The sequence below is a fragment of the Desulfocucumis palustris genome, from assembly GCF_002933875.1.
GTDB lineage: Bacteria > Bacillota > Desulfotomaculia > Desulfotomaculales > Desulfocucumaceae > Desulfocucumis > Desulfocucumis palustris.
Window position 1 is genome coordinate 20388 of sequence record NZ_BFAV01000127.1, and the last position, 26148, is coordinate 46535.

The window sequence follows — 26148 nt, forward strand, 5'->3', positions numbered from 1 at the left end:
TGGAAAGGAGCTGGTATATGGAGACAGTATTGAATGAAGTATTGGGCGTTATCAATAGTATTAATCCAGCAGCTGACTTGCTGGAATACCGGGTGAAACTGGCAGGGGTTATGGCCAGGTACGAATTCAAGCCGATAAAACTGTTGTCAGGACACCCGGATATTGCTGAGAAAACAAAAATGTTTATTGCAGCAAAAAGACTGGAAGGATTAAGCAAACTTACTCTCGACGGGTATGCTTTAGAGCTTAAAATCTTCGGCAGCTACGTAAATAAGCCAATTGAAGCGATTTCAACACAGGATTTAAGGAGTTTTTTGGGTTCATTTGAGCATCTAAAGAAATCCAGTCTTACAAGAAGATTGCATGTACTCAGGAGTTTTTTCGGATGGTTGACTGATGAGGAAGTAATTGCCCGGGATCCTTCAAGAAAAATCAAAACCCCAAAACCAGAAAAGCGTTTACCAAAAGCGTTGACAGTTGAGGAATTGGAGATTTTACGCGAAAGCTGCAGAACCTTGCGGGAACGCGCTCTGGTTGAATCTTATTATGCCACCGGCTGCAGGTTAAGCGAGATACAGCAAATGAACAGGCAAGATATTGACTGGCAAGACGGCGAGGCAAGTGTTATCGGAAAAGGATCCGTTGAAAGGATTGTATACTTTTCGTTTAAGGCTCTTTACCACCTTAAGAAATACATTAATTCCAGAGCCGACGCGATACCGGCCATATTTATAACACAAAGACAACCTTACAGAAGACTCTCGAAGCGTGGCATACAGAGGGAAATTAAAATAATCGCTGAGAGGGCGGCACTTAGTAAAAATGTGCATCCGCATGTTTTCCGGCACACCCTGGCCACATTAATGTTGAATCATGGAGCCGATATAACAACGGTTCAAGAAATATTGGGGCATGCGGATCCTGGGACAACCCAAATTTACGCGAAAGCGTCGAATGCAAGAAAAAAAGAGCAGTACAAAAAGCATCACGTCATTTGAGCATAAACCCGGGAGCCGCTTTAGGTTCCCGGGTGTACATATAAGGAGGATGATAAAATGTCCGGTAAAATTACAGCTCCTCAGATTAAAAAGCTCTATATTACTGCGAAGCAGCTGGGCATGGATGATGAAGACCTGCACGGATTAGTTTATAACATGACTCGCTCAGAGCATATATCCAAAATGACGAAGACCCAGGCTGGCAGGATTATTGATTACCTGTCTGACAAGCTTAACCGCAATTACCGCGAAGAGGCGGCCTCAAAACAACAACTCTATAAGATACACCAACTGGCGGCTCAACTCGGATGGAGTGATAATCCCAATCGCCTTGCAGGATTTATTAAAAAAACTGCCGGCGTGGAAAGGGAACAGTGGCTGACGGCGGCTGGAGCCTACAAGGTTATTGAGGGGCTGAAAAAAATACTTCAGCGGCAGGGAAAAAATGAGCAAAAAGCGTGATTAATAATGCGTCAAAAACCTGGATGCTGCTGGCTTAAGTTCCTTGGCTGCAACCCTGCTGACGATGAGGATTGTTATTACTGCCACCATTACGGAGAGTGGCCGGAGGATTGGCAGGAGGCCGTGGAGAGCCATGAGGAGAGTTGAAAACAGGAGGCAATGACCTTGGACAAGTTCTGGATGAAGATGGGCACAGCTATCCAGTGGAATGACATTTCCCCAAACTTTCGCCCGAACAGTTTTGATACTTATGTTGCCACAAAACTATTGGAGTACGAAGGGTCGCCCCGCGCAGTTATTTTCTTTGATGATGTATGCGATAAACTTACCGATTACAGCTATTGGTTTTTTCTTGGAACCATCTGGGTCAGCTATTCCGGAAAATCAGAGCTACAATTATGGAAACGCTTATTCGCCAGTAAAAGGGCTACTCGACTGACATCAATCATGAAGCCAAGCGAACTCGCGATATTTAATACACTGCCAAATAACATTTTGGTATATAGGGCTCACAGGTATGAGGAAAAAGACTGGATTAGCTATACGCTTGACCAGGCCATAGCGACAAGATTTGCCCGGGAGCGGAAAGTCAATGAAATATCCCTTTACAGGCTTCGCCGGCGTGATGTAATAGCATTATTCTTACGTCGCGGTGAACAGGAAATAATCATGCTTCAGACTGAACGTGCAAAATTGATTGAAAAGATGTTGTTATGAAGCGGTATGATCTATTCTATATGTTTCTGGAGGCTTGGTTTACAGTGGAACGACTAACAGAAAAATCAATAGGTTGTTTCCAGTATGATTTGAAAAATTATAAGCATAAAACGCACGAATTTAATGATTATCATGCTTTTTATGCCTACAGCATGGCAGTTAAAAGGTTGGGAGAATTAGAAGGAGCATTGGTTCCGAGGCCACTTGACGAATGGGATGAAGATATGGGCGACTGCCTGTGGTGGACATTCCCCATTGAGGAACCGCCTTATTGTGGAAGTCCATTGGATTGTGATTTTCCTGACCATGTAACGCATTTTACAAGGCTTTTACTGCCTTTGGAGGTAGAAGACTAATGACGCACACTGTTAACTTTAAAGTAATAGAAGTATAAATCGATGTAGACGGCTTTAGAAGGGCTTTAGAGAAGACTTAAAAAATATGCGTGTGTTTCTATTTAAAAGTAAAAATAGGGGTATACTTCAATTTTACACTATGGGGGTAGGGGGTATAAGTATATACCTATAAAATTTGTTGATATTTAAAGATCAATTGCACATGTTATAAGATAGGTATGGGGGTATAAAATAGGGTATGTAAAATATGGTGGGGGTATTAATTTATGAGTTTCACAGAAAGAGTGATAAATATATGAAGCTGCATATCAAGAACCAACTGAGTGGCAAAATAGAATTCCGCATTGGCTCGAAGGAGTATGAACTTGACCCGGATCAGGAAATCACCATAGAGGCTAACGATGAAGATTGCATGTATTTCGACCACTATGATTGGCAAAAAGACTCAATTCGATTTCAAGAAAACGGTAATTGCCCGATATGCTTTGGTGGTGATTGCGCTGAAGGGCATCATGACGGATGCTATATTGATGAACTGGGAGTACAGAAAGATGCAGCATTTGAGTTTATAAACGAGCTAATAAGATGCTTTGAAGAAACACCTCTTTCCGAGGATGGAACCCATAGGTTAATAGTTGATAAGGCGACACTTGAGAAAGCGAAAAAGGCGCTTGTCAATGCTGGGTGTTGCTGAACACAATGTTAAAAATGCGACATAAGGAGGCGAGTTTGAAATGAATGATCCATTTGAAACGGGCATCCCAAAATATTCAACAGCACAGAGTATTTATGATGCTTTGTGTGAGCTGACGCAGACCGAGGAAATGGGCATATTGGGCGAAATGTTTGCCGATGTGAGCTATGACGGGCAGGACTACTATTACACAGATAAAGGCGCCGTACTCAAAGAAAAATTTGAAAAACTGAGCGATTACGGCAATAAAATGTGGCTTATGGACCTAGCTGTGTGGCAGATTGACCAGGATGGATACATTGAAATCCATGACATAGTGTACGACGCTCTGATTGATTCAGATTTGGCAAAGAGGATCGGCTTCAAGAAGCTGTTTATTGATAAGATGCTTAACGGCTATAAATCAGACTACAAAGAAATTATCGAAGAATACGCCGCCGAGTTGGGAAAACTGAACCGCTTTAACGACTTTGAAATGATCGGGGCTTTTAACCGGGTTATGCAGGCGCGTGGCAAAACGGTGTACGGAATAACATATCCTACATTTGCTTACTACATGGCCGAAAAAGTGCGGGGGCTTCAGTTACAAAATGAAACAAGGCTTATCGCCGAATGCCGCGCCCTGCTCACCAGCTACGATGATTTTATGCTGGGGTTGCGCATGAATCAATCGCTATATACCAGACTAGAAGGGCAGTACAAAACCAAAGCATTACAACTACAGGCAAGCTATGAGGATATGGTCAGGCGGATTCTATTAGCTGCCAAAGATCAAGGTATTGTCTTTGAACCCGTTGAAGCCATAAAAATGCTCCCAGAGTAGCGTGCACACACCATAAGATTTAGTGTACATTCCAATAATTAAGGAGGCATATAAATTGAAAAATATAATAGTTGATCCCCCGAGGTTTCATGTTTTTAAACAGGAGGACATTGAAAAACACTTAAATACCAGCCAAAAGGAAAATCTTGAAGATATTATCTGTGGTATTCATGCTGGCAGGATAGTTGACGGAAAAAATGAGTGGCCGAATACTTACCTAGTGTTTAATATCGACGAACCCTATGCACAGCAGGTATGGGATATTATGAGTGCACATGGACACACTCCTTGCTGCGACTGCCATGAATCCAAAAAAGAAATATTCTGTAAATCGGGCAGTTGTCTCTGGTACGGACTATTATCCGGTATGAGTAGTAACGGAGAAGCGCCCAATTTAATCTGGGGCGACGATAATGAACGTGTTTGTTGTTGTTGTGAAGGCGTAACGAAAGATCAATTTATTGATCAGGTAAAAATTGAAGCCAAGACTTATGAAGTCGAGTTGCCAGAAAATCTTGATGTAAGGATAGAGGCTATGATAAGCACTGACAAAACCATACACGGGGACACAATTCAGCCCCTTTCTGGATGTGGTGTTATTATAGAGGACTTTTGGGTTTTGGAAATTTGGTAGTTGCTGCATATTTCAACAATTTTGCGCCACAGGAGGTGTAACATGATTAGTAAGGGTCAGAAACTAATTCATCTGCCAACTGGAAGACCTGTAGTGGTGGCCGAAATAGCAGAAGATAGTTTTACGGTTAATACAACTGATGACATATGGCCTCATCCCAAAACAGGAAAACCATGGGGTGGATGCTCATGGATATTATTGTGGGATAAATTAGAGGAATTTAAAAATGTTGAAACAGGCTAAATAAAATCTAATGTGATGGGAGGTAACGGTGTTGAACAAAAAATTGGTAAAAGATATATGTTCAACCAATGATCTGCCTGAACTGTATATGACAATTGCAAGTCTTATCGGTTTAGAAAATACGCTTCTATTAGCCGGGAAACTAGGTGGTGAATCGGTATATTTTCCACGCCTTACCTCCTTGAATCGTTATGCAAGGAACCGGCGAATACAAGAAGAATTCACTGGGTATAATATACGCTCTTTAGCAAAAAAACATCATATCTCAATTCGAAGAGTGCAGCAGATAGTAAAGGATATAAAACCAAAAGATAAAGGGAAGAAATCAGCAGATAGAAGACTAATCCAGCCGTCTCTTTTCGATATTTAACGCGAAACAAATTAAAGAAATATTTCAGTAGAAATGCACAATTCAAAAATGATATATTCCGGCTATGGCCGGTTTTTGTTTTTAGGCCAAAATTAAAGGAGTGATTGTAAATGTGGGAGCAATTAAACGCACAATTTAATGACACATTGGTGAGTGTAGCCGCTGGGTTGTTGGCCCTGGCCGGGGCCGCCGCATCATACTACCTCAAAAGGGGGGCAGACAAGCTAAAAGCCGAAACCAGCCGTATCCAAGACCAGACTCAGGCACAATTGATGTGGCAGGCTATTGACCGGCTGGAAGATACGGCGGAAAAGGTTGTAGCTAAAACAGAGCAGACCGTGGCCGAAGAATTGCGCCAGGCTGTAAAAAATGGCAAGGCGGACCGTTCTAAGCTTGTGGCCTTGGGAGAAAAAGCTTGTAATGAAATTCTCCAAACAATGGAGCCGGATGTTGTTAATGTCCTACGGGCAAACCTGGGAGATTTGAAGACATACGTTTTGAGTACGGTTGAGGCTCAAGTAAAGCGCATGAAAGAAGCAAAAGAAAACTTAAGGGGGTAGTGGCTTAATGGATGGAGCTGCCCAAGCTCTTCCCCCTTCCCTGCTATTTCCTGCGCTATTAATTCTTATCTCAATATTATCAGCGGCGGTTGGGATAATCGGATATTTTTTAAAAGACATCAAGGTGATGCAAAAAGAGAAGGATGACAAGCAAGACAAGGCCATCCAGGACGTGAAAGACGAGTTGGCTGATTTTAAAGCCCAAATGCCCCATGTTTATGTTATGAGAGATGATTATGTTCGCGAAATATCCAGCCTGAATCTGAAGATGGATCGTGTAATTCGTGAGGTAAGCGGCCTGGCTAAGATTTTTAGAAAAACCGGTGGAGGCGATGACGAATGATAATAAGCCAAAGTAAAGAACTTCGCGGGTTTGTTTTAAATATGTGCAAGGTCAATTACCCTCATGGCTGCAGCGAACAATTAATTCAGACGACTGCTGAACAAAACCAGTTTGACGTAAGCACGGGACTTATAGCCGGGCATATTGAGTACCTGGAAGAGAAAGGGTATGTCCGGGTGGATGAGATTAAAAATAATCGGCTCAAAATAGTGCGCAAAATGGTCTACATTACAGCCAAGGGAATTGACTTGCTGGAAGGCAACATTCCGGAGGATCCCGGGGTACTGACGATACCGGAGGAGTAGTAATATGTCACGCCGTAAGCACCACAAGGTGGCAACACTGCCGCCTGAAATCGTGGAAGCTGTCAATGATATGCTGGTCAAAGGGCATACCTATCAACAGATAGTAAACTATTTGGGCCAAATGGGCACACCCGTATCTATAGCTTCTGTTGGTAGGTATAGCAAAGACTTTTTAACAAAATTTGAACGACTTAGGCAGATCAGAGATCAGGCGAAGGCTATCGTGGATAGCAATGAAGACACTCCGGGAACGCAATTGGCAGAGGCCACAAGCGAACTGGCGCTATCCATGATTATGGAAACATTAACGTCTCTTGATAATCTCCAGGGGGAAAAAGTAACAGAACTTCTCAAGGTGCTCCCTAAGCTGGCCGATGCGTCTACAAAGCGCGAAGCCCTGAAGCTGCAATTCAACAAGGGTGTTGAAGCGGCATCCGTGAGGATAAAGGAAGCACTGAGGAAGGAACTGGAGGCGGACCCGGAGCTCATGCAACGGGTTATTGAGTTGGTGGAGCAGTCAAAAGAACAGGCGTTTAATCAGGGGAAGTGATGGTTTGGGCATTCTGAAAGAATTGGTGGGGGAAAGTCAGAAAGGGCTTGATTTTCAGGAATATTGTTATCAGCATATTATCCTCGACGACAAAACTCCATACAACGTCCTAAACCGTTCCTTCATGAAGGAGATTGTTGAGGCCGTCTTTTCTCACCCGCATATAACCATTTCAAAAGGCGCTCAAACAGGCTTTAGCACTCTGTTCCTTGCCCATGGGTTATACATGGTGGATATCCTAGGAGCCAACTTAATATATTATCTCCCCACTGATAAGATGGCTGTCAGGTTCGGCCAGACCCGCTTTGACCCATATGTGCAACGAAGTAAATACATTCAGTCCCGGCTCATGGGCACAGACCAGGCCGGGCTTAAACAAATTGGAACCCATTTCTTTTACATGTTGGGCTTGGTGAGTAAAACTGGAGCAATTTCCATCCCTGCCGATGAAGTCCTCTTTGACGAAGTAGCCTTAATCAATAGGGAGAACATGGAGCTGGCGCAAGACAGGATCCTGGCCTCTAAGTTGGGCTGGCAGCGATATTTCAGCGCTCCGCTTTTTGAAGAGGACGGGATAGATGAGCTGTATCGCGAAAGTGATATGCGGAAATGGTTGGTCATATGTAAAGGCTGCAGGCGTGAGTCAATAGTCGAGGAAGAATTCCCCGATAATGTGCGCGATGAGCGCAAGAAAAAAGGCAAAATCTATCTGGCATGCCCCAAGTGTGAAAAGCCCCTGGATGTGGACAATGCCGGCTGGGTACCCGAACACCCCGAGCGCACCCAAAGAGGCTATAGGGCACCGCAGCTGATTATTAAGAACACGCGCCTGGATCTTATCTGGGACAGGTGGCTGAAGGTTCAGGGGAAACCGGCAAAGCTGGCACGCTTCAGGCGTTCTGTATTGGGCATAGCGGACAGCGGCAACATGCAGCCAATTACCGGAAAAGTGCTGGAATTGGTAGAGGCAAGCAGTAATTACCACTTCCAGGACAGGTCAGATGAAGTCTGCGCGATGGGAATAGACATGGGCGACCGCGCCCATGCCGCTGTCGTGGCCCCCCTGGGAGAGGAAGGATTCCGGATTATCGCCGCTTTTCACGTTGACGTCGAAGACCTGCTTAATTTAATACCGGTATGGGAAGAAGCATATAACCTGGGGGCGTTAATAATCGACGCCATGCCCTATAAAACTGAATCAAAGCGGGTTGTAAGGGCTCTGAAAGAAGCCGTGGGTTTTATTCAGTATTTCAAATCCACCTACAAGGAAACAACCGAGGGAGAAGATGAGAAAGAGGTTAGGGTTATTCACGTTGACCGTGATGAATCCTTGGATGACACCACATCGCTTTTCTCAATCAATCCTCCCCAGGCGCTGCTATTCAAACCCAGGAACACCGATGAAGAAAAAGCTCTTGATGAGGTAAAGCGGCACCTGAAAAAGCTTGTAAAGGAAGAAACAGCAGGCCCTGACGGACAGAAGAAGATTTCATACAAAAAGAACGTTGAAAACCACTACGGTATGGCGATTAACTCAGCCAGAATTGCCCTTGTGTTCAGAAAGATTAGATATGCTGGGCGGGGCCTAACCGGAATCACCGTTGTTGGACGCAATGCGGTTGCTGATATTAACTGGTAACACTGGTAACGGAGGACTTATAAAATGTCAGAAGCTTACCGGCCTGCGGTCGGGCAAATCGGAAGCCAGCTAAATACCACGTTTTCCCTCTTTGACGGCGCGGTTATTAACCCCGATGCCGCCCTGGTGCCGGAGTATGAAAGGATGCTGGATACGGATGAAACCGTCAGCGCGTCATTCTATTTTCTCACCCTCTGCGTTATCAGTTTTTTGGGGGAATATAACCATCCTGACAAGCCGGAAATAACACAATTTGTCATGGACTGCTTTGAAGAGATGGAGGGCAGCTTGGCTCCGGCCTGCGAGGACATTCTTTCATCGGTTTGGGCTGGGTATTCAGTAACCGAGATTATTTGGAAGGCTGTGGGCACTAGGCTGATGCTGGACTACCTGGCAACCTATCACCCGTCAACTATTACATTTGACGTTACTGAGCGGGGACGGCTGAAAAACATTCAACAGCTCACGGTTTTTAATGCTATCGGGGCGGATTTGCCGCCTGAAAAATGTATTGTGTTCTCCTACCGGAAGAGGTTTGGCAATCACTATGGCAAGAGTGCCTTTAAACCCGTGCGGAAAAACTGGCTCCTGAAAGATGCTTTTCTAAAAATGTGGGCCAGAGCTGCGGACAAGTTCGGCACTCCCCTGCTGGTGGCCATCGTTCCGGACGGCACCATTAAGGATCCGGAAAGCGGCGAAGATATTGACCAGCTTCAATATGCCACAAAAATGCTGGCTAACGTTCAAAGCGGCACGGCCCTTGCCCTGTCATCCAAAGGAGGGGGCGGCACCGGTTCCGGCCAGGTGCCTGATGTTAAAGCTCTGGTCGCTGGAGGATCCGGTGTTGGGGATACCTTTGAAAGCGCCATGGGATACTTCAATAAAATGATTAGCCGTGGGTTGCTGGTGCCCTCCCTGGTTTTCGACGAAGGTGCGAGATCCGGCAGCCTGGCTCTTGGGACATCCCACTTTTTCGGCTTCCTGCTCATGGCCAGGGCGATATTTGTTCAGCTTAAAGAGGTGCTTTTAGATCAATTCATTTGCAGGTTAATTGAGTACAACTTTGGCAAGCAAAAGAACTGGGGAGACTTCCAGGAACGGCCCCCCAGCGCCGAAGAGTTAAAGCTGTGGACAGAGATTTTCGACGGCCTTACCAGGTCAGGAACCTTTGACCCGGCAATTGAAGAAGATTTTCGTTATGCCAGGGCAAAGATGGGGCTGCCGGACAGAGCTCCCAATAATAGCTTAAAGGTCAAGGCAGCTTATGAAAGATATAAAAGGGCCGGTGAGTAGCTTGAATCAACAGGCAATGTTTAGACAACTGGATGCTGCAGAGGAAAAGCTGCTCTCCAAATGGGATTCCTGGCTGAATGCATCTTTTAAGACAATCCCCTGGAGTGACATCGAGAGAGCTGCCAGGTCCGGATCCAGGCCGGGGGTTCTTAGCCGGCTCCCTCCCATTATCGTTCCGGATGCCGGCTCTCTTGCGGGGATGTTGGCGGACCATGGCGCTGAAATGGTGGCTGCCGGCCAGGCCCACGGTGACCTGCTGGTCGAGGAACTTCACCGCAAGTTCAGAAATAGAAAGCTCTCAGAAAGGTTTTTGGAGCTGCCGCCCATTATGCCGGTTGAAATTATTCTTCCGGCGCAGGATGACGATATAACTGCAATCACATATGGAACAAGGAAGTTTGCGGACTTGCCCGGGTTTGATTTTGAATATGATGAAGACCCGAAGGTTATTCCGGAGAAGGCCATAGGCGCGATGGAGGCCAGGGCCATGGTACTGGCCGGTGATGTGGAGGCCGACCTGGTTGCCCAAGTAAAAAAAGCCATGGTTAGGTTTCTGGCCGGAACCAGCAGGCTGCAGACGGAGAACGCCCTGAAGGACATTTTGAAATCTTCCTGGGACAGGGCTAGTAACATAGCCACCACTGAGAGCACCTATTCATATAACCGTGGCCGGCTGGCCAGCTTTGCAGAAAATAGGGTTGATTATGTTCAGTTTTCCGCTGTGAACGACTCCAGAACCTCTCCACAGTGCAGAAGCAGGCACGGGCGTGTTATGAGGCTTGATGACCCCGCCCTTCCGGGAAACACTCCCCCGCTGCATGGGAGGTGTAGGTCGGTGCTTGTCCCGCTGTATTCGGCTTATCAAGGCGACTTGATAACTCCCGAAAGGCTTGACTGGAGCTTAGCGGCACCGCTGCCGAAAGGTTGGAAGAGCGCGGCATAAATAGTTTTAAGGGTTGGTGATTCGCAATGGCAGACTCAAACGAGGGAAGGCTTAAAATCCCCATATTCAGGATAGGCAGCTGGAAGCATCCTGCATACGGGGTAATTGAGGGTACCCAGGATAAATTTAACGGTTTTATTGAGAATTTCCGTAAGAATGTACTGGGCCGCCCTCCGTTTGTGCGCCTGGGACATACGAAGGATAATGCGGCTACCTTTGGAGATGCGCCCGCAGAAGCGTGGGTGTCGGAACTGATGCAGGAAGGCAACGTTTTGTACGCACTGGCCTGGCCAACAAATTCCAGCATTGTGGAAGCGGTAAAGAATAAGCGGTACCGCTTCGCCAGTCCGGAGTACAACCCCGATTACCTTGACAAGGAAACCGGTAATAAGGTGGGGCCGGTCCTGGAGGCTGTCGGGTTGACTAACGAGCCTTTTTTAACCCGGCTTCCGGAAACGGTAATGCTGGCTGACCCGCCTGACACTATATATCTTGATCATGAGGAGGTTTTTAAAATGCCTGAAAACAACGATGCCATTAAGAAGCTGGCCGAAGGATTCGTTAAATTTTTTGACTTTCTGAAGCTGGGAAGCGCGGCAAATGCGGTATCCGCTGGATTGAGCGACGATGAGAAAAAGAAGCTTGCGGAAGTGGATGAGATGAAGGTCAAATTAGCCAGCGCAGAGCAACAACTGAAGGAAACTCAGTCAAAGGTGTCCCTGGCGGAACAAAACGCCTGGGCAAGTCAGGTGGAGGCGCGTTTAACCACTTTGGTTGCCGCTGGTGTTCCCCCGGCGATGTGCGACCAGGCAAAAACAATCCTGCTGGCCAACGCCGCCATGGGCACCACCATAATTAAGCTGGCCGACAACAAGGAAATTACAATGGCGGAACAGGTATACGCCACCCTGGACGCGCTGCCTAAAGAGCATAGGATCCAGCTGTCTCAGATGGGAGCGCAGTCCAGCACCAAGCCCGGCCAGGCAACGGTCAAGGAATGCTATGGTGACGTTGTGCCCCAGTTGAGTGACAAGTGATCTGTTATCCAGGTGTTACTTTGGTGTTATTAAGCGTTACAGCGGCGTTACTAAGTGTTACTTAAAAAAGTAGGTCCAAATACCTTTCAAGGGATGTGCTTTTGTCAGAAGGCAAATAAAAGCGTCTGAGAAGCATTTTAAAATAATTACGACAACCAATAAATGGTTCTAATAATCATCTTAAAGAGGCAAAAAACCTTCTAAGCCTTGGGAATAAAGGAAGTAACGCCTATAACACCATGGTGTTAGAAAAGTGTTACCTAAGCGTTATCGACTGTTATTGAACTGTTACCAACGTTATGGAGCCATTTCAAGCAATATTAAAGGAGTGGATAGAATGCCTATTGAGGATATTACTGCCCTTGGCACGACGGTTCTGACCGACTTGGCGAGAACTTTTGAAAACCATAAATCAAATGTCGGTGTATTTCTTCCTCCCCGGGAAGTCCCGGCGGCAAAAGTTGAGACGGAAAGAATATACGGCGGCGTGGGTATGGCCCCGACCGTAACCCCTGGCCAACCTGATGTGTTCGGAGAAAATTCGAAATTTGAAAAGACGGCTGTTGATCCGGTATTCAGCCGTGAGTCGTTCAGCGTTGATACCAATACCCTGAACAGTCTGCGCATGCCCGGAACCCTGAATGAGAAATATGGCCGCCAGTATGTTGCCGACGAAATGAAACGCTATGTTGCCCGGAATGACTTGCTTTTCGACTTTTTGAAAACGCAGATGCTGCAGGGCGGCGTGGATTATACCGACCCCCGGACCAACAAACGGACGCAGCTGAGTGCCGGCATCCCGGCCAGCCACATAATAACGGACGTCCCCACCACCGACTGGGATGATTCCGATGCGCCTGTTATCGATGACCTGGAGGAAATAAAGCTGCTGATAAAAGATGACGGCAAGGTTTCCCCTACTCATATAATGATGAATTCCATACGCCGCTCCAAGTTGTCCCGGAACAAACAGGTCCTGGCCCGGGGTGAATCGGCCAGGGATACAGGATTTGTGGTATTCAAGGATGGGGAGCTTGCCAGGATTTCCGGGCTGGAGATTGTGGTGCAGGATACCGTGTACGAAGCCTTAAGCCCAGCAAGCGTGCCCACCGCCACAATAACCATTACCGAGGCCGAGCCCGCTGAAGGGGATAACATTTATATTACGGCTGGCGGCGTAAAAACCGGAACATATACAGCGGTGGCCGGCGAAACAGCTCAAAACGTTGCAGCGAACCTGTCCAATTTTGTCAACGGCAATCCTGCCATTCCGGTTGTGGCCACCGTGGCCGGGGCGGTGATTACCCTGACGCCCAAATATCATTTGCAGAACCAGAGCTTGGCCATTTCCACTACGGGAAATATAACCGCCACTGTGGCCGGCTCCCCTCTTGCCGTCTCCAGCAGCGGCCTGGTAAAAGCCGTAACCAAGATGGTGCCTGACCACAAAATTGTGGTTGCCTGCCAGTCTTTCGGCGGCGACCCCCTGGGGCGCACCGACTACGTCATGGGAGAACACCCCCAGGGCAAGCCGGGTATTTGGAGCCGGGCGGCTGACACGGTACCGCCTGCGGCCCCCGGGGTGCTGGTCCAGGTTGGCCGGGCCGGCATGCCCTACCTGCTGCACCCGGACTGGGTAGTGGTCAGGGACGTTGCCGAGGCGTCATAATACAACTTTGTGAGGTGATAGGCAGCGGCTCTAAAAATAAGAGCCGCTGCCGCCTATATGTACTGTGCCGCTGAAAAACTGCGGGAAACGAACGAACTGCTGGCTGATGCCGAAATGTTTCCCGATGAAAAGATTACGCCTGCAATAACCAAAGCGCAGGCCAGAATTGACACTGTGCTTTCCAAACGGTACAAAACACCGCTTGCGGCTCCGGTTCCCGGAATCATTGAATCCATCACCCAGGACATGGCTGTGGGGTTCGTGCTGGCGGATAACTTCGCCAGCCGGCCAAGCCAGGAGTTGATCAGTCTTAGTAATCAGTATCTGAAACGGGCGGAAGCCGACCTGTTGAACGCCGTGAATGAAATGCTCCTGGACGGACTCCCCGGCATTGAACTGACACAAAACCCGAATTCCACCGGACAGCCGGCCATGAGAACCACAACCCCCGGTAAAAGCCCGGTGGAGGCGATGTTGGGACAATGGTAAAGCTGTACATAAAGGAAAAAGGGCTGGATACGGTTGCGAATGTGATTGCCAGCATGGCGGCCCGGGGCAATAATACCAAACCCCTAATGGGGCGCATCAGCAATATCATGCTCTTGTCCGTAGCCAGAAACTTTGAAGCCGAGGGACGGCCCACGAAGTGGAAACCCCTTTCCCCTCTTACCCAGGAGATATACAGCGGCAGGCTGTTGGATAGGCTTAAAGCCACAGCCGGGTATCAAAAGATAAAAAAAGATGCGACCAGAGAGCGGCGGGAATCGGCGTATATTCAAAAGCACGGCAGTAAACTGCTGCAGCAGTCAGGAGACTTGAGAAAGTCAATAGTAATCGGGAAAATCACCAGGGAAAGCGCCGAAGTCGGTTCTCCCCTGGTATATGCGAGGATTCACGCTTTGGGCGGGGTCATAAGACCAAAGACCAAAAGATCTTTATTAATTCCCCTCGGCTCCGGGAAATATCTGAGGGTTACGAAAGTAACAATTCCGGCAAGAAATTACCTCGAACTCCAGGATGAGGACGGGGTTACCATAATGATGGCTACAAAGGATTACCTGCTGGAGGCTGCATATGAACGGTCCTGAACTGATTGACTTGGTTCACGATATCCTGAGAGATTCCACAGAGCTATCCGAAATTAAGGATTGGAAAAAGGTTACCGGGCTGATTACCCTGAAGGCTCCCGGGTGCAGCATTGGCATTGACAAAGAGGAATTCGACGAATACACCCGGGATTTGGATGAGGTTACGGCCCATATGCGTTTGGTTCTGTGGGTCAAGCACACGGATCCTATCGTGGGTGAGGCTCAAATACGACTATACGCCCAAGCTTGCAGGCTGATATTAACTTCAAGCAGGACTCTGGGCGGCGCGGTGGATGACAGCTTTGTTAAAAGTATTGAATATGCGACCGCTGATGCCGAGAAAAGCCTTATTCAGCACCTGGCGGAAATTGATTACCGGGTTACCTATTATTCCGAAAGAACCCTGCCGGAGGAGTTAAACCCGGTTGAATCCGTCAATAACGACTTTGATTAAATGTAAAAATATCAGAAAGTGGTGAAAAAATATGGCTCGGGAGTACATCACCCCCAGGGTGTCGATTGATGAGAGCGATGTGGGGCCACGGCCAACGCCGTCAGTGAGCCTTTCAAGAATCGGCATTGTGGGCACCTTTTCCCGGGGACCGGTAAATGAGCCGGTTCTTGTGGGTTCTCTTGACCAGCTTGTGACCACATTTGGAGAGCATAAGGACGGCCTGACCGGGTACCTGTCCATGCTGGGGGCTCTGGCCCAGGGGGCCAATGATTTTTATGTTATTCGGACAGGCGGGTCATCTATTGCCAGCGCCTCAAAAACACTCCAGGATTCCACACCGGCCAATTCCGTGGTGATTGTGGCAAATACCCCCGGCAGTTGGGCGAATGACCTTAAGGTGGCTGTGGCCTCCGGCACCACCGGAGGCACCTTCAAGCTGATAATAACCTACGGCACCCAGCAGGAAACCTTTGATAATCTGACCCTGGATAACGTTGCATCCAAAGTGTCGTCACAGTTTGTTTCCGCCGCAAAAGTTTCAGGCGCCACAAATATCCCGGCTAACCTTTCCTCCACCCCACTTGCCGGAGGGGATGACGGCGTAACAACAACGGATGCGGATTATGTTGGCACCATTGATGTAAACGGGAACAGGTCCGGATTAAAGGTGCTGGAGACTGTCCGCTGCGCCATTGTTATATGCGCCCAACAGTACAGCACTACAATCAGAAATGCCCTGCTTACGCACTGCGCCAATATGACAATAGACTTCGGTCTGAGAATGGCAGTATTAAATATCAATAAAGGCGTCACACCAACCCAGGCCGTGGCGGAAACAGCGGCCATGGACAGTATGCGCGGCATACTCACGTACCCCTGGGTGGAACTCAGCGACCTGGCCGGCGACCTGGTTGCCCCGGACGGTATTTACGCCGGGCGGCTTTCGGTTCTGGATGCAGCCGCATCGCCCAGCAACAAATTCATAACGGGGATAAACAAAACGGAGCGGTTTCTGGCCGGCGCGGAGCTCAACGCTCTGACCCAGGCGAGAGTAAGCCCCATATCACTGGTTGAGGGCAGGGGGTTTCGGTTCCGGAACGGGGTCACCCTCTCCAGTGACCCGGCCTGGGCGCAGACAAATATTCGCCGGCAATTTGACCAGTTGGAAATGGAGATTTATGGTGCCACCCAGTGGGCAATCAGCGAAAACAACACGGAAAAGCTCCGGGAAGCCATGGCGGCGCAGATTGACAATTACCTGGTGGGTAAGAAAATGCGCGGGGAAATATATGATTTCAAGCCTACCATTTGCGACGACACCAACAATACCCCCGAAACTATCCAGGCCAGGATCCTGAATACCACCATCAGGGTGCGCCCCCTGTATGCCGCCGACTACATCGACCACAGGATTCAGCGCCTGGTCGGAAACGAGGAGTGATAAGCTTGTACAGGGTTAAGGACGGCTGCCCCGGATGCGGGGCCTGCACCGCTGCCTGCCCGGTGGGGGCCATTGCCCAAGGCCCCGGCCTGGCGGTGACAATCGGCTCGGATTGCGTCAGCTGCGGGGTGTGTAAAAGAGTTTGCCCCATAGGGCTTATAGAAAAATCCCCGGAGGAGGATTCTGATGAAAAAACCGATTCAGGGCTTTGATGTGAGCGTCCAGGTGATAGGCTCCGGCGGGCCGGAGCTTGCCGGGGAATATCAGGAAGCTGAGTTCTCCGTAAAAAATGAATTGGAAGAGTACCTTGAACTGGGGGAAAGGATAGCCCAGCTCTTGGACGGAGAAGTGAAAATTGAAGGGAAACTTAAAAAGGGATGGATGTCTCTAAACGTGGTGGAGTCTGCTTTTGGTTCCGGTACTCTGCGCCGGGGGGAGAGGCTGCCGGCAAGCCCCCGGTTTGTAATCACCTTTAGCATAAAGGCGAAAGAAAAAGGTCTTTCCGGACGCTATAAGTTTGAACAGGCAATTTTCCCAGAGCTTTCAATCAGCATTGCTGCCGGTAAAGGTGTTGTAAAAAAAGATTTGTCCTTCCGGGCGGAGGGACTTACGGAAGCCTGAGCACTGATTTAAAACAAAGTGTTAACGAGGAGGTAACAAAATGGCTCAAACTAAAATGGTTTACGGTCCTCTGGAACTGCCCAGCGGCGCACAAATCAAATTCCGCGCCCCTCTCGGTCTTGACCGTACCAATGTGCTGCAAATGACTGAAATATCCAGGGATAGCGCCATATCTGACGCCATGCTGGTGGATGATTATGTTGCGGCGAAGTGTGTGACTGAGGTGGACGGGAAACAGACTGACGGGGATTATAAGCGGCTAATGAATGACTGGCCGCAGCAAGATATAATGTTTTACCGGGTGGTTTTCGAAAGCATGTTTGGGATAAATGAGGATGCAATGAACCGGGCCAAGGAGGCGGCAGCTTTTTTGCTGAAAGGGCAGACCTATACCGGTGGATCCAGCTCGGCAAGCACGGTGTAAGTTTTGAGTCATGGCTGGCCAGGACCGATGTTGAACGGGAAGCGATATGGCTGGCGTTTGAGTGGATGGCGGAACAAATAAATGATGAAACCCCAGGGGATTGAGCCCCTGGGGTTTCAATGAAGTTAATCTGTTCCATTTTTTTGTTTAAGTTTGGCTTTGTTGTAGCTCTCATTGATGGCAAAAAAAGCTATTACGGAATTACCTATAAACCATATCCATAGAGGACCGCCAAAAAAGTTACTGCCAATGGATGAAAGTATGTATACAAGGAAAATGGCTACCGGTATTCCGACCAATAGATACAAACCTAAATTTAAAAGATTATTAATTAAGCTAAACATACATTATCACCTCGTTCAAAGTTTACACAATTCACCAAAAATAGTAAAGGGTGAATTTGATGCCCTCAAATAAAAGCTTTACCGTGGCGCTGGTGCTTACGGCGGTTAATTCCATGTCATCAGTGATGAATCAGTCGAAAGATAATCTGCGCCAATACAGCAATCAGGTACGCCAGACAGCTGGGGAGGTCAGCCGCTACAATCAGCAAATGCAGAACCTTCAGAGCAGTATGGAGAAATACCATCAAATTAGGGATAGCGGGGCTAGAGACATCCAGGCCGGTGCAATGATGCTGGTGCCGGTTGAAGAAACGTTGAGGCATGCGGCTAACTTTCAAGGGGCCATGAAAAAGGTTGAAAATGCCCTTTATGACAGTTCAATCCCTCTTCAAAAACAGAAAGAAATGTTGGCAGAACTTGAAAAACAGTCTGAGAAACTGGGAACCGTAACCACATTTAACAATCTTGAAGCCGCGCAAGCACAGTTAATGCTATTCCGAAACGGTATGGAATATAAAGACGTGCTGGAGGGCGGGGCCACAGCGGCCATGTACCTGGCACAAACTGCCGAAACCGCCCCGATGGCTGCGGCGGATGCTGTTTCGGAAATCACCAATATGTTTCAGTTGCAGGGTAATCAACTGCTGCAGGTGGCGGATGATGTAAACAGGGCGGCGAACGCATCCAGCGCCGGAGTGGAGAACATCATGCATGACTTGCAGCAGACCGGTATGTCAGCCCACACCTTGGGATTGGAAGTAAAGGAAACAACGCTTTTACTTGGCACTTTGCACAACATGGGCCTGGGAGATGCGTCTGGAACCTATTTGAACGATATGCTGATTAATTTGGACAAGGTAACACCCAAGGCAAGGAAAGCTTTGCAGTCCATGGGCTGGCTCGAAGGTGCTACAGTGAAAACACTGAAGTCCGGAAATGTCAAAATCAGCGGCGGCACCAATTCCCTTTTCGATGAGAATGGGCAAATCAGAAGTGCCGAGTTAATGGTACAAAAGCTTAGGCAGGTTCTATACAATAACTCCGGGTTAAAGCCTGAAGAAATGCGGGATAAGAAAGGAAATCTACTGCCCCAAGAGGAAATTGAACGGCTCCTTCAAGCAAAGAATAAACTGGAAGCCTTACAGAATCTTAAGGATGTTTTTGGAATACAGGGCATGCGTGCGGCCATCGGCCTTGCTACCCCCGGCAAAGGCAGCTATGAGGAAATGGTGGAAAAAGCCGAGAGGGCAAAGAGCATACAGGACCAGGTGCTGGAGTGGCAGGATACTTTGCTTGGGAGGGTTGAAACGCTTAAGGGTAGCTGGGAAACCCTAATGACGCAAACGGGAAGCCCTTTAACAAATGAGGTTGGTGGTATTGTAAAGGATATAACTAATTTAATGAACTCTTTAGGTAAATGGGCTAATGCAAATCCTCAATTAGCTGCTGGGATTATAAGAATAGTTGGTTATATGGCAGCTGGCCGAATCATTTTTGGTGGACTCAAATTTATGCTTGGAGGGACCGGTGTAGCAATTAATGGTATCGCTGGTTTTCTGCTGAAAGCTGGCGGCAGCGCTAAAGGTTTTTATGATGCATTTAAGTATTTTCGCCAAGGAGCAGGCATATTCAGGTCTTTATGGTCAGCTGTAGCATTCGGTAATCCAACAATGGCGCGGATAATATCAACAGTAGGGCGTTTCGGAGGCCGGCTCCTATGGTTGGGCACCCAGGGGCTTGTTATGGGTGCAAAACTGGCTTGGGGTTGGATAATCGGGTTGGGGCCGGTAGGCTGGGTGATCGGAGGCGTTACCCTGGCCGTTATCGCCGGAATTGCGGCCTGGAAAACAAACTTTGGCGGCTTTCGGGATTTCGTCTTGGGCGTCGTTGAAACTGTTGTCCGGGCAATAAACAGGGTGCGATCCTTCCTGGGAATGTCGTTGATAGAATTGGACTTTATGAAAAAAGGCGCTGGCGACTTCAAAATGGCCGAATACGAAAAGCCACCGGTGGTCAAAGGCGGGGGCATGGCAAATGATAACAGGCAATATAACATAAACATAAAAAGCACGGACCCGAAACAAGCGGCAGCGGAAGTAAGTAAAGTTACGGGCGGAATGGATAAATATCAAATGTCCAGGGATCCCCGGCTGGGTGACCCGGCTTTTTCCATGTAACGGGGTGATAATATGGCTGAAACGGTTGTGCTGGGCGGTATTACCGTTACCCCCGGCCCGCGGGGGCAAATAAACTATTCAAACCCCCGGGCAATCGCTAAAATAGATATTCCTGGGGCCGCCCCGACATACCAGGACATGGGGGCTGATGAAACCATCATATCCTGGACCGGCGTTTTTATTGACGATAATGCTTATGCCCGGGCCGTAGAAATTGAAAACATGAAGAATGCCGGGCAGCCAGTGGCCCTCCAGGTGGGAATATATGCGGAAATCAGCAAGAATGTGCGCATACGGAAATTTGACTGGGATCTGCTCCGGCAGAACCGGGTAAACTATAGCATTGAGCTTGTGGTGGACACAGTGAGTCCAACCCCGTCCAAAGTATTGCAGCAGGCACCTGCGCAGTCCGGCTCATCGGGAACAACGGTCCAAACGCAGCCCCAGGGGAAAACCTACACCGTCAAACAGGGGGATACCCTTTGGGCGCTGGCACAAAAAAACCTGGGCAATGGAACGAGGTGGCGGGAAATAGCCTCGGCAAATAAAATTCTGGATCCAAGCAAATTGCAGGTTGGGCAAAAAATAGTAATTTCGGGGTGATGATATGGAAGCGCCCAGGGCAGCTGTAGAAGTCGCCGGGGTTGACGTGCGCTGGACGGACCTGGTTGATCTTGAATTTGAAAACACCTTATACCTTGCGGCGGACAGTTTTGAAGCAACCTTTAAAAATGAGCTTTTGTTATCTGACTGGTTGAGAAAGCGCCAGGAAGTGAAGCTGTACCTGGGATACGTCAAAGACCCGAATAACTGGACAAAAAACGATTTGTCTCATATGTTTACCGGAACGGTGGACGGGCTGAAGGCAAACTTTGGCAATGGCACCACCGTAAAAATAATATGCCGGGACTATTCGGCTCCGATGATAGACACCGAATATTCAGTGGCCTATGCGCAGCGGACTTCCAGCCAACTGGCAGCCCTGTTCGGGAAAAAATACGGCTTAAAACCGGTTGTCACTGCCACAACCGTTATTGTGGATAAGGAGCTGTATGAAAACAAAAAAGAATGGGAAGTGCTGCAGGCCCTGGCGGACCTGGAGGGTTTCGTTTGCTATGTCACCCGCGAGAAAGAATTGTATTTCGGTCCCCGGAAGGAAGATGACGAAAACATAGTCAGCACGTTATATTACCGGGTACCCGGCCAGGCAAATTGCGAAATAGAATTCGATGACTCGGAAATCGGAGTAATCAATAAAGTTACCATACGGCACTGGATGGGCAAAAACAAAAGGCTTATAGAAGCCTCGGCGGTTAACCAAAGCCTTTTAAAGGCTATGGGCGGCCAGGTGAAGGAACGGGTTATCTATGAAAGCAAGGCCAAAACTGTAGCCCTGGCCCAGCAATTCGCGGACAGAAAATTAAAGGAGTTGTCCCGGTCGGTTGTTACCGGTACCGGCAGAACCTTCGGAAACCCGCTTTTGATAGCGGAAAAGCGTGTGGAAACAAAAGGCTTCGGGCGTCTTGAAGGGGCTTATTATATTGAAAAAGCACGTCATAGTTACAGCAAATCCGGTGGATACACAACCACGTTTGATATAACGAACCTGCGGCCCGATAATGCCCAGCAGTACCGGCAAGACCTATACGATAACAATGCGAAGGTGATTTAAAAGTGCCTCAGATGATGTACCCACAAGCAGGGATAGTAACGTCGCTCCGGACGGATCCGGACAATCCTGATGGGAAAGAGGCTAAAGTTTTTATCCCGCTGATGAAACTGGAGACTGATTGGATCCGGGTGGCGGCAAATCTGGTATATGAAGAAAAAGCCGAACTGGAGAGGCCCGTAATAACAGCCGACCCGTCAAGCACCATCCAGCACCCGCCAAAGGAAAGCCCTCCCCCCTCTACCCTTTTCACTGACATAAACGGCCACGCCGGCACGGTGAAAAAAGTAACCTGGGGGACTTTACGAACAGGCGATGAGGTAATTGTGGTCTTCCTGGCCGGCGACATCAATCAGGGGGTCATAGTGGCAAGGATGTGATAATGTGGATAATCCCAAGTTGGGTGTTGACATGGCGTTTAAGGATGACCTTGTGATATCAAACCAGGGTGATATCCAGCTAACCGCCGATGCTGCAAATGTAAAAAGCGCGGTAATACGCCGTTTGAATACACCGGTGGGCGAACTGCTTTTCCACCCGGGATATGGAAACCCCCTATATGATATTTTGTCGGACATCATGACGGAAAGCTGGAAAGGAAAGGCGATAACTGCCATTCGCCAGTGTCTTGCCCAGGAGCCGCGAATTTCCGTTGATACGGTCAGTGTTGAGATTTTTCCGGAGGATAGAATTGCACGGTTCACCATTGCCTATAAGCTGCTTGATGACCCGCGAAGCGATAATGTTGTATGGGAGGCAAGCCTTCTGTGAGTATCCCGGAATTTAAGAACTTTGATCAAATACTGCAAGAAATGATTGATTTGCTCATTGAAAAGGGGACAAAACTTTCGGATCTCAACCCTAATTCAATATTGCGGACATTTTTTGAAGTTGCGGCAGCTAAAATCGATGAAAGCTACTACACGGCTGAACAGGTGTTAAATCTGTTTTTCGCTGCAACAACAACGGGAAGCTATCTTGATATGCGCGCTGCGGAACGTGGTCTAAGCAGGAACCAGGGGCAAAAGGCATCGGGAAATATATCATGCAGCCGGAGCACGCCGGCACCAATATCTGAACTTATCCCGGCAGGAACCATGTTTGCGACCGAGGACGGCCTGGTGGAATTGCAAAGCACTACAGATGTCGCCTTCTCCGCTGGCTCAACCTCTGTACAGGTTTCCGTGGTGGCCACTGAAGTGGGTGCTGCCGGGAACCTCCAGGAGGGTGTGGCCCTAAAGCAAGTCGGCATTGCGGTTAGTCTGATTGAGACAATATCCGTAGCCTCCCCGGGGCTTAAAAACGGCGTGGATGTTGAGACGGATGATGAACTCCGGGAACGTTACCTGGCATACCTGCGGGCACCAGGCACATCCGGAAACAAAGCAGATTATGTAAAATGGGCGCTGGAGGTTGATGGTGTCGGTGGAGTGCAGGTTATACCGCTCTGGTCCGGGCGCGGGACGGTAAAAATAATCGTTTTGGATGGCGATAAAAACCCGGCCTCACAAGAGCTTGTTGATGCAGTTCAGGCATATATTGCCCCTGACCCGGGGCAGGGCGAAGGCAAGGCTCCTATTGGGGCAACTGTAACGGTGGTGCCGGCCACTTCTGTGGCGGTTGACATTGCCGCGACGATTATAACTGACGGCACCAGAACGATTGAAGAAATTCAAACAGATTTTATGCCGGCGCTGATTGGTTATTTGAAAAGCATTGCCTTTTCTGGTGATACCGTGGTCAGATATTCAAGGATTGGGACAATGATTCTTGATACTGTAGGGGTTATTGATTACTCCGACCTGCTTGTCAATGAGGGCACAGCTAATATACCCATTGCCAGCGGATCCGTGGCCGTTCCCGGGACGGTGACATTATCATGACTTTGGCAAATAGCACATTAGAAATGCTGGCCATGATCCCACGGTACTACAGTGTCGAAGAAACCAGATCCCTGCTTGATGTGCTGGGTATACAGTTTGACCAGCTTAAAACCCTGACCTTTGATTTGATAGACCAGATTTTTGCAAAGGCAGCCAACTGGGGCATTGAGCAGTGGGAAAAAGACCTTGGAATTGTTCCCACTGCTGGCGATACAATAGAACTTCGCCGGGCAAGGGTGCTGGCCAAGCTGTTCGGCTTTCCAACAATGACCCTGGAGAAAATTGAGCAGGTTATAAACCAGTTTGTGGTGAATCAAACCGCAAAGATTAGCGTTATTCCGGGTGAATATGCATTTGAAGCTAAAATACCCATTGATGACATAGTGTGGCACTCACAAATGATTAAAACTGTTGAAGAAGTCAAACCGGCCCATTTAGAATTTATCCCGTTACTTACCATACTAACCCTGATATTAATATCTCTGGATGCAACCATCACAGGTCATATAGTATCAGCAAATAATTTTTATGGCGGCGAAGTTAAACCCCTTCTTTTGGACGGCACCTGGTTGCTTGATGGCAGCCAGCTATTGGATGGCATCAGGGCGGAATCAGGCAGTGTGGTAAATTCTCTCCAAGGTCATTTGCAAACCCAGCAGTGGTTCAACGAAGTAAAAGAAGACATACCGCTCCTGTTAGATGGGAGCTGGCTATTGGATGGGTCGCACATGCTCGACGGGGTGAAAGAAACGATATATCATCACCCGGCTAAACATAACCTGACCATAACGGAGGTGCCATAATGGCTAATGCGGTTACCACAAATACCTATAAGGAAAAAATGGCTAAAGCTATGGTTGGGGATGCCCCGCTGCCGGAAATAACTCAAATGGCTTTCGGTACCGGTGGCCATGCGCCAGGGGATCCATTCACACCGGTTCCCCCGGTGGCCACGGCAACGGCCCTGGAGGCGGAAATACCAGACAGCCGGAAGAACATTGATGGATATTCGTTTCCTACCGCCACCACGGCGCGGGTAACATGCACCCTCGCCAAACCCGATTTAAACGGGAATGTGCTCACAGAAATAGCCCTTATTGACGCTGATGGTGATGTGGCGGTAATTAAGACGTTCGCTGGCAAGGCCAAAGATAATGAGACATCTTTAATCTTTGACCATGACATTGAACTATAAAGGAGTTGGTGACAAATGGCTGACCAACCGATTCATGCCCCAAAAGATTTTAGTCAGGATCTGCACTTATTAGGTATTGAGCCGGCCACTCCAGAGCTATTCAATCCATTGTTTGAGCGGCTCATCAACAACGATGTTTTTCTAAGAGCTTTTGCGGAAACCTTGGCTAAAGACATATTTGCCTCCGGTTTTGTGGTGGCCGGCATGGTGGCCACAAAAAACGGCAGCACACCCACGCAGCTTGACGTGACATCCGGGGTAGCATATCTGCAGCAAGTCTCTGGTGGATTGGCAAGGTTTGAGGCGGATGCCAACTTCTTTGTGGTGGCCCAGTCCTCCGCGACTTACTACCTGGATATTCAGCCGGACGGTACCTACCACTGGGGGACGGCTCACAGCGCCCAGGCCAATTATCTGCCGGTGGCTACAGTGACAACCGATGGTGCCGGGGCTATTGCCACAGTAACCGATACCAGGACCATAAAGGATCCGAATGTGGCGGCCAGGGTGGATGAAGTTGCGGCGGACCTTAATACGCATTTGGCCGAAAAAGCGGCACAAGCAGTATTGGGGCATGTGCAGGTAAACGGTACTACCATCACCGCAGATGAAAACGGGGTTATTGGTGTTGCTTCTGATATTGCGAAGTTTAAGTCTGGTTCGGGTACCTTTACCGACAACGACACTTCCCAAACCTTTGTCGATGCTTTTTGTACCGTAAACAGTTTAGTTGTGGTGACTATTACTTCGGGAACTGCACCGCAAGGGATATGGAAGGTAACAAGTGCAAATGGGTCATTCACCATTACTAGCACTGTTGCAGAATCCGCTGACATTACCTTCGATTACTACATAGTAAAGGTGGTATAACTATGCAGGGAATAGTAAGAGGCGGGTTAAATGATGGTGGCGGTGGGGTTGATTTTGGGGCGCTTGTATGGTCACATAGTCAAGGTACAGAAAATGCCACTGCTGTAAACCAAGTTCTAAATGTTTCAGGCAAAGGAATGTTAATAGGAATATCTAATGTTTCAGGTGGAACTGTAGCATTAAAATTAATTATTGATGGTGTTACAGTATTAAAATCACCTAATAATTATGGTATTTCTTTTGCCCCAAATAATAGATTATTCTTTATGTTACCATTTGAAACAAACTTATATGTCCAGTGTTCTAGTCCTCAAATAAATATTGCATATGTATTGGAGTGAAGGTA

General features: G+C 48.2%; 37 protein-coding genes. 36 read left to right on the plus strand and 1 reads right to left on the minus strand.

Going from position 1 to position 26148, the window contains the following annotated elements:
* The first annotated feature begins 17 nt into the window (after window positions 1–17).
* The 26 genes from xerA to DCCM_RS10945 all read left to right on the plus strand — a co-directional run bounded on the left by xerA (window position 18) and on the right by DCCM_RS10945 (window position 17664).
* Complete coding sequence (gene xerA / locus DCCM_RS10825; RefSeq protein WP_104372420.1) at window positions 18–998, plus strand: site-specific tyrosine recombinase/integron integrase; 981 nt, start codon at window positions 18–20, stop codon at window positions 996–998.
* 57 nt (window positions 999–1055) lie between these two features.
* On the plus strand, window positions 1056–1460 hold the full coding sequence (locus DCCM_RS10830) for a phage protein GemA/Gp16 family protein (RefSeq protein WP_104372421.1): 405 nt from the start codon (window positions 1056–1058) through the stop codon (window positions 1458–1460).
* Between the two features lie 6 nt (window positions 1461–1466).
* Window positions 1467–1607, plus strand: a complete 141-nt coding sequence (locus tag DCCM_RS18625) for a hypothetical protein (protein WP_165792116.1) — start codon at window positions 1467–1469, stop codon at window positions 1605–1607.
* An 18-nt stretch (window positions 1608–1625) separates the two neighbouring features.
* A complete protein-coding gene (locus tag DCCM_RS10835) occupies window positions 1626–2177 on the plus strand; it encodes a hypothetical protein (RefSeq protein ID WP_207655584.1) in 552 nt (183 codons plus the stop codon).
* A gap of 44 nt (window positions 2178–2221) precedes the next feature.
* Window positions 2222–2533, plus strand: a complete 312-nt coding sequence (locus DCCM_RS10840; RefSeq protein WP_128739136.1) for a hypothetical protein — start codon at window positions 2222–2224, stop codon at window positions 2531–2533.
* A 295-nt stretch (window positions 2534–2828) separates the two neighbouring features.
* Window positions 2829–3227, plus strand: a complete 399-nt coding sequence (locus tag DCCM_RS10845; protein ID WP_128739137.1) for a cupin domain-containing protein — start codon at window positions 2829–2831, stop codon at window positions 3225–3227.
* Between the two features lie 40 nt (window positions 3228–3267).
* Entirely contained in the window at window positions 3268–4050 is a 783-nt protein-coding gene (locus DCCM_RS10850) for a hypothetical protein (RefSeq protein ID WP_104372424.1), read from the plus strand.
* Window positions 4051–4105: 55 nt separating this feature from the next.
* Window positions 4106–4684, plus strand: coding sequence for a hypothetical protein (locus tag DCCM_RS10855; RefSeq protein ID WP_104372425.1), 579 nt, complete (start codon window positions 4106–4108; stop codon window positions 4682–4684).
* Between the two features lie 42 nt (window positions 4685–4726).
* Complete coding sequence (locus DCCM_RS10860; RefSeq protein WP_104372426.1) at window positions 4727–4927, plus strand: hypothetical protein; 201 nt, start codon at window positions 4727–4729, stop codon at window positions 4925–4927.
* A 31-nt stretch (window positions 4928–4958) separates the two neighbouring features.
* Window positions 4959–5297: a Mor transcription activator family protein gene (locus DCCM_RS10865; protein ID WP_104372427.1), complete on the plus strand. Its 339-nt coding sequence runs from the start codon at window positions 4959–4961 to the stop codon at window positions 5295–5297.
* Window positions 5298–5407: 110 nt separating this feature from the next.
* Window positions 5408–5857, plus strand: coding sequence for a guanylate kinase (locus DCCM_RS10870; protein WP_104372428.1), 450 nt, complete (start codon window positions 5408–5410; stop codon window positions 5855–5857).
* A gap of 7 nt (window positions 5858–5864) precedes the next feature.
* On the plus strand, window positions 5865–6200 hold the full coding sequence (locus tag DCCM_RS10875; RefSeq protein ID WP_104372429.1) for a hypothetical protein: 336 nt from the start codon (window positions 5865–5867) through the stop codon (window positions 6198–6200).
* Window positions 6197–6505, plus strand: coding sequence for a hypothetical protein (locus DCCM_RS10880; protein ID WP_104372430.1), 309 nt, complete (start codon window positions 6197–6199; stop codon window positions 6503–6505). The genes DCCM_RS10875 and DCCM_RS10880 overlap by 4 nt, the downstream gene beginning before the upstream one ends.
* Window positions 6506–6509: 4 nt before the next feature.
* Window positions 6510–7055, plus strand: a complete 546-nt coding sequence (locus DCCM_RS10885) for a phage protein Gp27 family protein (protein ID WP_104372431.1) — start codon at window positions 6510–6512, stop codon at window positions 7053–7055.
* Window positions 7056–7059: 4 nt separating this feature from the next.
* The gene (locus DCCM_RS10890; RefSeq protein WP_104372432.1) at window positions 7060–8694 is read left to right on the plus strand and encodes a phage terminase large subunit family protein; all 1635 of its coding nucleotides are present in this window, start codon (window positions 7060–7062) and stop codon (window positions 8692–8694) included.
* A 24-nt stretch (window positions 8695–8718) separates the two neighbouring features.
* Window positions 8719–9987: a phage portal protein family protein gene (locus DCCM_RS10895; RefSeq protein WP_104372433.1), complete on the plus strand. Its 1269-nt coding sequence runs from the start codon at window positions 8719–8721 to the stop codon at window positions 9985–9987.
* 1 nt (window position 9988) lies between these two features.
* Window positions 9989–10930 carry a minor capsid protein gene (locus DCCM_RS10900; RefSeq protein ID WP_231702746.1) on the plus strand — a complete coding sequence of 314 codons (942 nt, stop codon included), beginning with the start codon at window positions 9989–9991 and terminating at the stop codon, window positions 10928–10930.
* Between the two features lie 26 nt (window positions 10931–10956).
* The gene (locus DCCM_RS10905) at window positions 10957–11967 is read left to right on the plus strand and encodes a phage protease (RefSeq protein WP_104372434.1); all 1011 of its coding nucleotides are present in this window, start codon (window positions 10957–10959) and stop codon (window positions 11965–11967) included.
* 337 nt (window positions 11968–12304) lie between these two features.
* Window positions 12305–13636 (plus strand): major capsid protein, encoded by a 1332-nt coding sequence (locus DCCM_RS10910; protein ID WP_104372435.1) that lies wholly within the window; start codon window positions 12305–12307, stop codon window positions 13634–13636.
* Window positions 13637–13693: 57 nt separating this feature from the next.
* Window positions 13694–14125, plus strand: coding sequence for a phage protein Gp36 family protein (locus DCCM_RS10915; RefSeq protein ID WP_104372436.1), 432 nt, complete (start codon window positions 13694–13696; stop codon window positions 14123–14125).
* On the plus strand, window positions 14119–14724 hold the full coding sequence (locus DCCM_RS10920) for a phage virion morphogenesis family protein (RefSeq protein WP_231702747.1): 606 nt from the start codon (window positions 14119–14121) through the stop codon (window positions 14722–14724). Before DCCM_RS10915 ends, DCCM_RS10920 begins: the two co-directional genes overlap by 7 nt.
* Entirely contained in the window at window positions 14711–15178 is a 468-nt protein-coding gene (locus DCCM_RS10925) for a hypothetical protein (protein ID WP_104372437.1), read from the plus strand. Before DCCM_RS10920 ends, DCCM_RS10925 begins: the two co-directional genes overlap by 14 nt.
* 31 nt (window positions 15179–15209) lie before the next feature.
* Window positions 15210–16619: a phage tail sheath C-terminal domain-containing protein gene (locus tag DCCM_RS10930; RefSeq protein WP_104372438.1), complete on the plus strand. Its 1410-nt coding sequence runs from the start codon at window positions 15210–15212 to the stop codon at window positions 16617–16619.
* Between the two features lie 5 nt (window positions 16620–16624).
* Window positions 16625–16831 (plus strand): DUF362 domain-containing protein, encoded by a 207-nt coding sequence (locus tag DCCM_RS10935; protein WP_207655585.1) that lies wholly within the window; start codon window positions 16625–16627, stop codon window positions 16829–16831.
* A complete protein-coding gene (locus DCCM_RS10940; RefSeq protein WP_104372439.1) occupies window positions 16806–17240 on the plus strand; it encodes a hypothetical protein in 435 nt (144 codons plus the stop codon). Before DCCM_RS10935 ends, DCCM_RS10940 begins: the two co-directional genes overlap by 26 nt.
* Before the next feature lie 40 nt (window positions 17241–17280).
* A complete protein-coding gene (locus tag DCCM_RS10945) occupies window positions 17281–17664 on the plus strand; it encodes a hypothetical protein (RefSeq protein ID WP_231702748.1) in 384 nt (127 codons plus the stop codon).
* Window positions 17665–17789: 125 nt separating this feature from the next.
* Here DCCM_RS10945 and DCCM_RS10950 read toward each other — a convergent pair whose 3' ends face one another.
* Window positions 17790–18008, minus strand: a complete 219-nt coding sequence (locus DCCM_RS10950; RefSeq protein ID WP_104372440.1) for a hypothetical protein — start codon at window positions 18006–18008, stop codon at window positions 17790–17792.
* 59 nt (window positions 18009–18067) lie between these two features.
* Between DCCM_RS10950 and DCCM_RS10955 the strand changes: the two genes are divergently transcribed.
* From DCCM_RS10955 to DCCM_RS11000, 10 genes are read left to right on the plus strand one after another with little or no spacing between them, the layout of a single operon-like run.
* Window positions 18068–20185, plus strand: a complete 2118-nt coding sequence (locus DCCM_RS10955; protein WP_104372441.1) for a phage tail tape measure protein — start codon at window positions 18068–18070, stop codon at window positions 20183–20185.
* A 12-nt stretch (window positions 20186–20197) separates the two neighbouring features.
* Window positions 20198–20788, plus strand: coding sequence for a LysM peptidoglycan-binding domain-containing protein (locus DCCM_RS10960; RefSeq protein WP_104372442.1), 591 nt, complete (start codon window positions 20198–20200; stop codon window positions 20786–20788).
* A 4-nt stretch (window positions 20789–20792) separates the two neighbouring features.
* The gene (locus DCCM_RS10965; protein ID WP_104372443.1) at window positions 20793–21857 is read left to right on the plus strand and encodes a phage late control D family protein; all 1065 of its coding nucleotides are present in this window, start codon (window positions 20793–20795) and stop codon (window positions 21855–21857) included.
* A gap of 11 nt (window positions 21858–21868) precedes the next feature.
* On the plus strand, window positions 21869–22234 hold the full coding sequence (locus tag DCCM_RS10970) for a hypothetical protein (RefSeq protein WP_128739138.1): 366 nt from the start codon (window positions 21869–21871) through the stop codon (window positions 22232–22234).
* A gap of 4 nt (window positions 22235–22238) precedes the next feature.
* Window positions 22239–22625: a GPW/gp25 family protein gene (locus DCCM_RS10975; RefSeq protein ID WP_104372445.1), complete on the plus strand. Its 387-nt coding sequence runs from the start codon at window positions 22239–22241 to the stop codon at window positions 22623–22625.
* A complete protein-coding gene (locus DCCM_RS10980) occupies window positions 22622–23737 on the plus strand; it encodes a baseplate J/gp47 family protein (protein ID WP_165792117.1) in 1116 nt (371 codons plus the stop codon). The genes DCCM_RS10975 and DCCM_RS10980 overlap by 4 nt, the downstream gene beginning before the upstream one ends.
* Window positions 23734–24540, plus strand: a complete 807-nt coding sequence (locus tag DCCM_RS10985) for a putative phage tail protein (RefSeq protein WP_104372447.1) — start codon at window positions 23734–23736, stop codon at window positions 24538–24540. Before DCCM_RS10980 ends, DCCM_RS10985 begins: the two co-directional genes overlap by 4 nt.
* The gene (locus DCCM_RS10990; RefSeq protein ID WP_104372448.1) at window positions 24540–24932 is read left to right on the plus strand and encodes a phage tail-collar fiber domain-containing protein; all 393 of its coding nucleotides are present in this window, start codon (window positions 24540–24542) and stop codon (window positions 24930–24932) included. The genes DCCM_RS10985 and DCCM_RS10990 overlap by 1 nt, the downstream gene beginning before the upstream one ends.
* Window positions 24933–24947: 15 nt before the next feature.
* The gene (locus DCCM_RS10995) at window positions 24948–25802 is read left to right on the plus strand and encodes a hypothetical protein (protein WP_104372449.1); all 855 of its coding nucleotides are present in this window, start codon (window positions 24948–24950) and stop codon (window positions 25800–25802) included.
* Window positions 25803–25804: 2 nt separating this feature from the next.
* Window positions 25805–26143 carry a hypothetical protein gene (locus DCCM_RS11000; RefSeq protein ID WP_104372450.1) on the plus strand — a complete coding sequence of 113 codons (339 nt, stop codon included), beginning with the start codon at window positions 25805–25807 and terminating at the stop codon, window positions 26141–26143.
* Window positions 26144–26148: the final 5 nt, after the last annotated feature.

Coding starts and splice junctions, on each gene's coding strand:
- DCCM_RS10920 (WP_231702747.1), top strand. CDS start 14,119: ATGGTAAAGCTGTACATAAAGGAAAAAGGGCTGGATACGGTTGCGAAT.
- DCCM_RS10910 (WP_104372435.1), top strand. CDS start 12,305: ATGCCTATTGAGGATATTACTGCCCTTGGCACGACGGTTCTGACCGAC.
- DCCM_RS10955 (WP_104372441.1), top strand. CDS start 18,068: ATGCCCTCAAATAAAAGCTTTACCGTGGCGCTGGTGCTTACGGCGGTT.
- DCCM_RS10970 (WP_128739138.1), top strand. CDS start 21,869: ATGATGTACCCACAAGCAGGGATAGTAACGTCGCTCCGGACGGATCCG.
- DCCM_RS10870 (WP_104372428.1), top strand. CDS start 5,408: ATGTGGGAGCAATTAAACGCACAATTTAATGACACATTGGTGAGTGTA.
- DCCM_RS10930 (WP_104372438.1), top strand. CDS start 15,210: ATGGCTCGGGAGTACATCACCCCCAGGGTGTCGATTGATGAGAGCGAT.
- xerA (WP_104372420.1), top strand. CDS start 18: ATGGAGACAGTATTGAATGAAGTATTGGGCGTTATCAATAGTATTAAT.
- DCCM_RS18625 (WP_165792116.1), top strand. CDS start 1,467: ATGCGTCAAAAACCTGGATGCTGCTGGCTTAAGTTCCTTGGCTGCAAC.
- DCCM_RS10950 (WP_104372440.1), bottom strand. CDS start 18,008: ATGTTTAGCTTAATTAATAATCTTTTAAATTTAGGTTTGTATCTATTG.
- DCCM_RS10830 (WP_104372421.1), top strand. CDS start 1,056: ATGTCCGGTAAAATTACAGCTCCTCAGATTAAAAAGCTCTATATTACT.
- DCCM_RS10995 (WP_104372449.1), top strand. CDS start 24,948: ATGGCTGACCAACCGATTCATGCCCCAAAAGATTTTAGTCAGGATCTG.
- DCCM_RS10915 (WP_104372436.1), top strand. CDS start 13,694: ATGTACTGTGCCGCTGAAAAACTGCGGGAAACGAACGAACTGCTGGCT.
- DCCM_RS10895 (WP_104372433.1), top strand. CDS start 8,719: ATGTCAGAAGCTTACCGGCCTGCGGTCGGGCAAATCGGAAGCCAGCTA.
- DCCM_RS10965 (WP_104372443.1), top strand. CDS start 20,793: ATGGAAGCGCCCAGGGCAGCTGTAGAAGTCGCCGGGGTTGACGTGCGC.
- DCCM_RS10850 (WP_104372424.1), top strand. CDS start 3,268: ATGAATGATCCATTTGAAACGGGCATCCCAAAATATTCAACAGCACAG.
- DCCM_RS11000 (WP_104372450.1), top strand. CDS start 25,805: ATGCAGGGAATAGTAAGAGGCGGGTTAAATGATGGTGGCGGTGGGGTT.
- DCCM_RS10990 (WP_104372448.1), top strand. CDS start 24,540: ATGGCTAATGCGGTTACCACAAATACCTATAAGGAAAAAATGGCTAAA.
- DCCM_RS10905 (WP_104372434.1), top strand. CDS start 10,957: ATGGCAGACTCAAACGAGGGAAGGCTTAAAATCCCCATATTCAGGATA.
- DCCM_RS10885 (WP_104372431.1), top strand. CDS start 6,510: ATGTCACGCCGTAAGCACCACAAGGTGGCAACACTGCCGCCTGAAATC.
- DCCM_RS10860 (WP_104372426.1), top strand. CDS start 4,727: ATGATTAGTAAGGGTCAGAAACTAATTCATCTGCCAACTGGAAGACCT.
- DCCM_RS10880 (WP_104372430.1), top strand. CDS start 6,197: ATGATAATAAGCCAAAGTAAAGAACTTCGCGGGTTTGTTTTAAATATG.
- DCCM_RS10940 (WP_104372439.1), top strand. CDS start 16,806: ATGAAAAAACCGATTCAGGGCTTTGATGTGAGCGTCCAGGTGATAGGC.
- DCCM_RS10960 (WP_104372442.1), top strand. CDS start 20,198: ATGGCTGAAACGGTTGTGCTGGGCGGTATTACCGTTACCCCCGGCCCG.
- DCCM_RS10845 (WP_128739137.1), top strand. CDS start 2,829: ATGAAGCTGCATATCAAGAACCAACTGAGTGGCAAAATAGAATTCCGC.
- DCCM_RS10945 (WP_231702748.1), top strand. CDS start 17,281: ATGGCTCAAACTAAAATGGTTTACGGTCCTCTGGAACTGCCCAGCGGC.
- DCCM_RS10985 (WP_104372447.1), top strand. CDS start 23,734: ATGACTTTGGCAAATAGCACATTAGAAATGCTGGCCATGATCCCACGG.
- DCCM_RS10925 (WP_104372437.1), top strand. CDS start 14,711: ATGAACGGTCCTGAACTGATTGACTTGGTTCACGATATCCTGAGAGAT.
- DCCM_RS10875 (WP_104372429.1), top strand. CDS start 5,865: ATGGATGGAGCTGCCCAAGCTCTTCCCCCTTCCCTGCTATTTCCTGCG.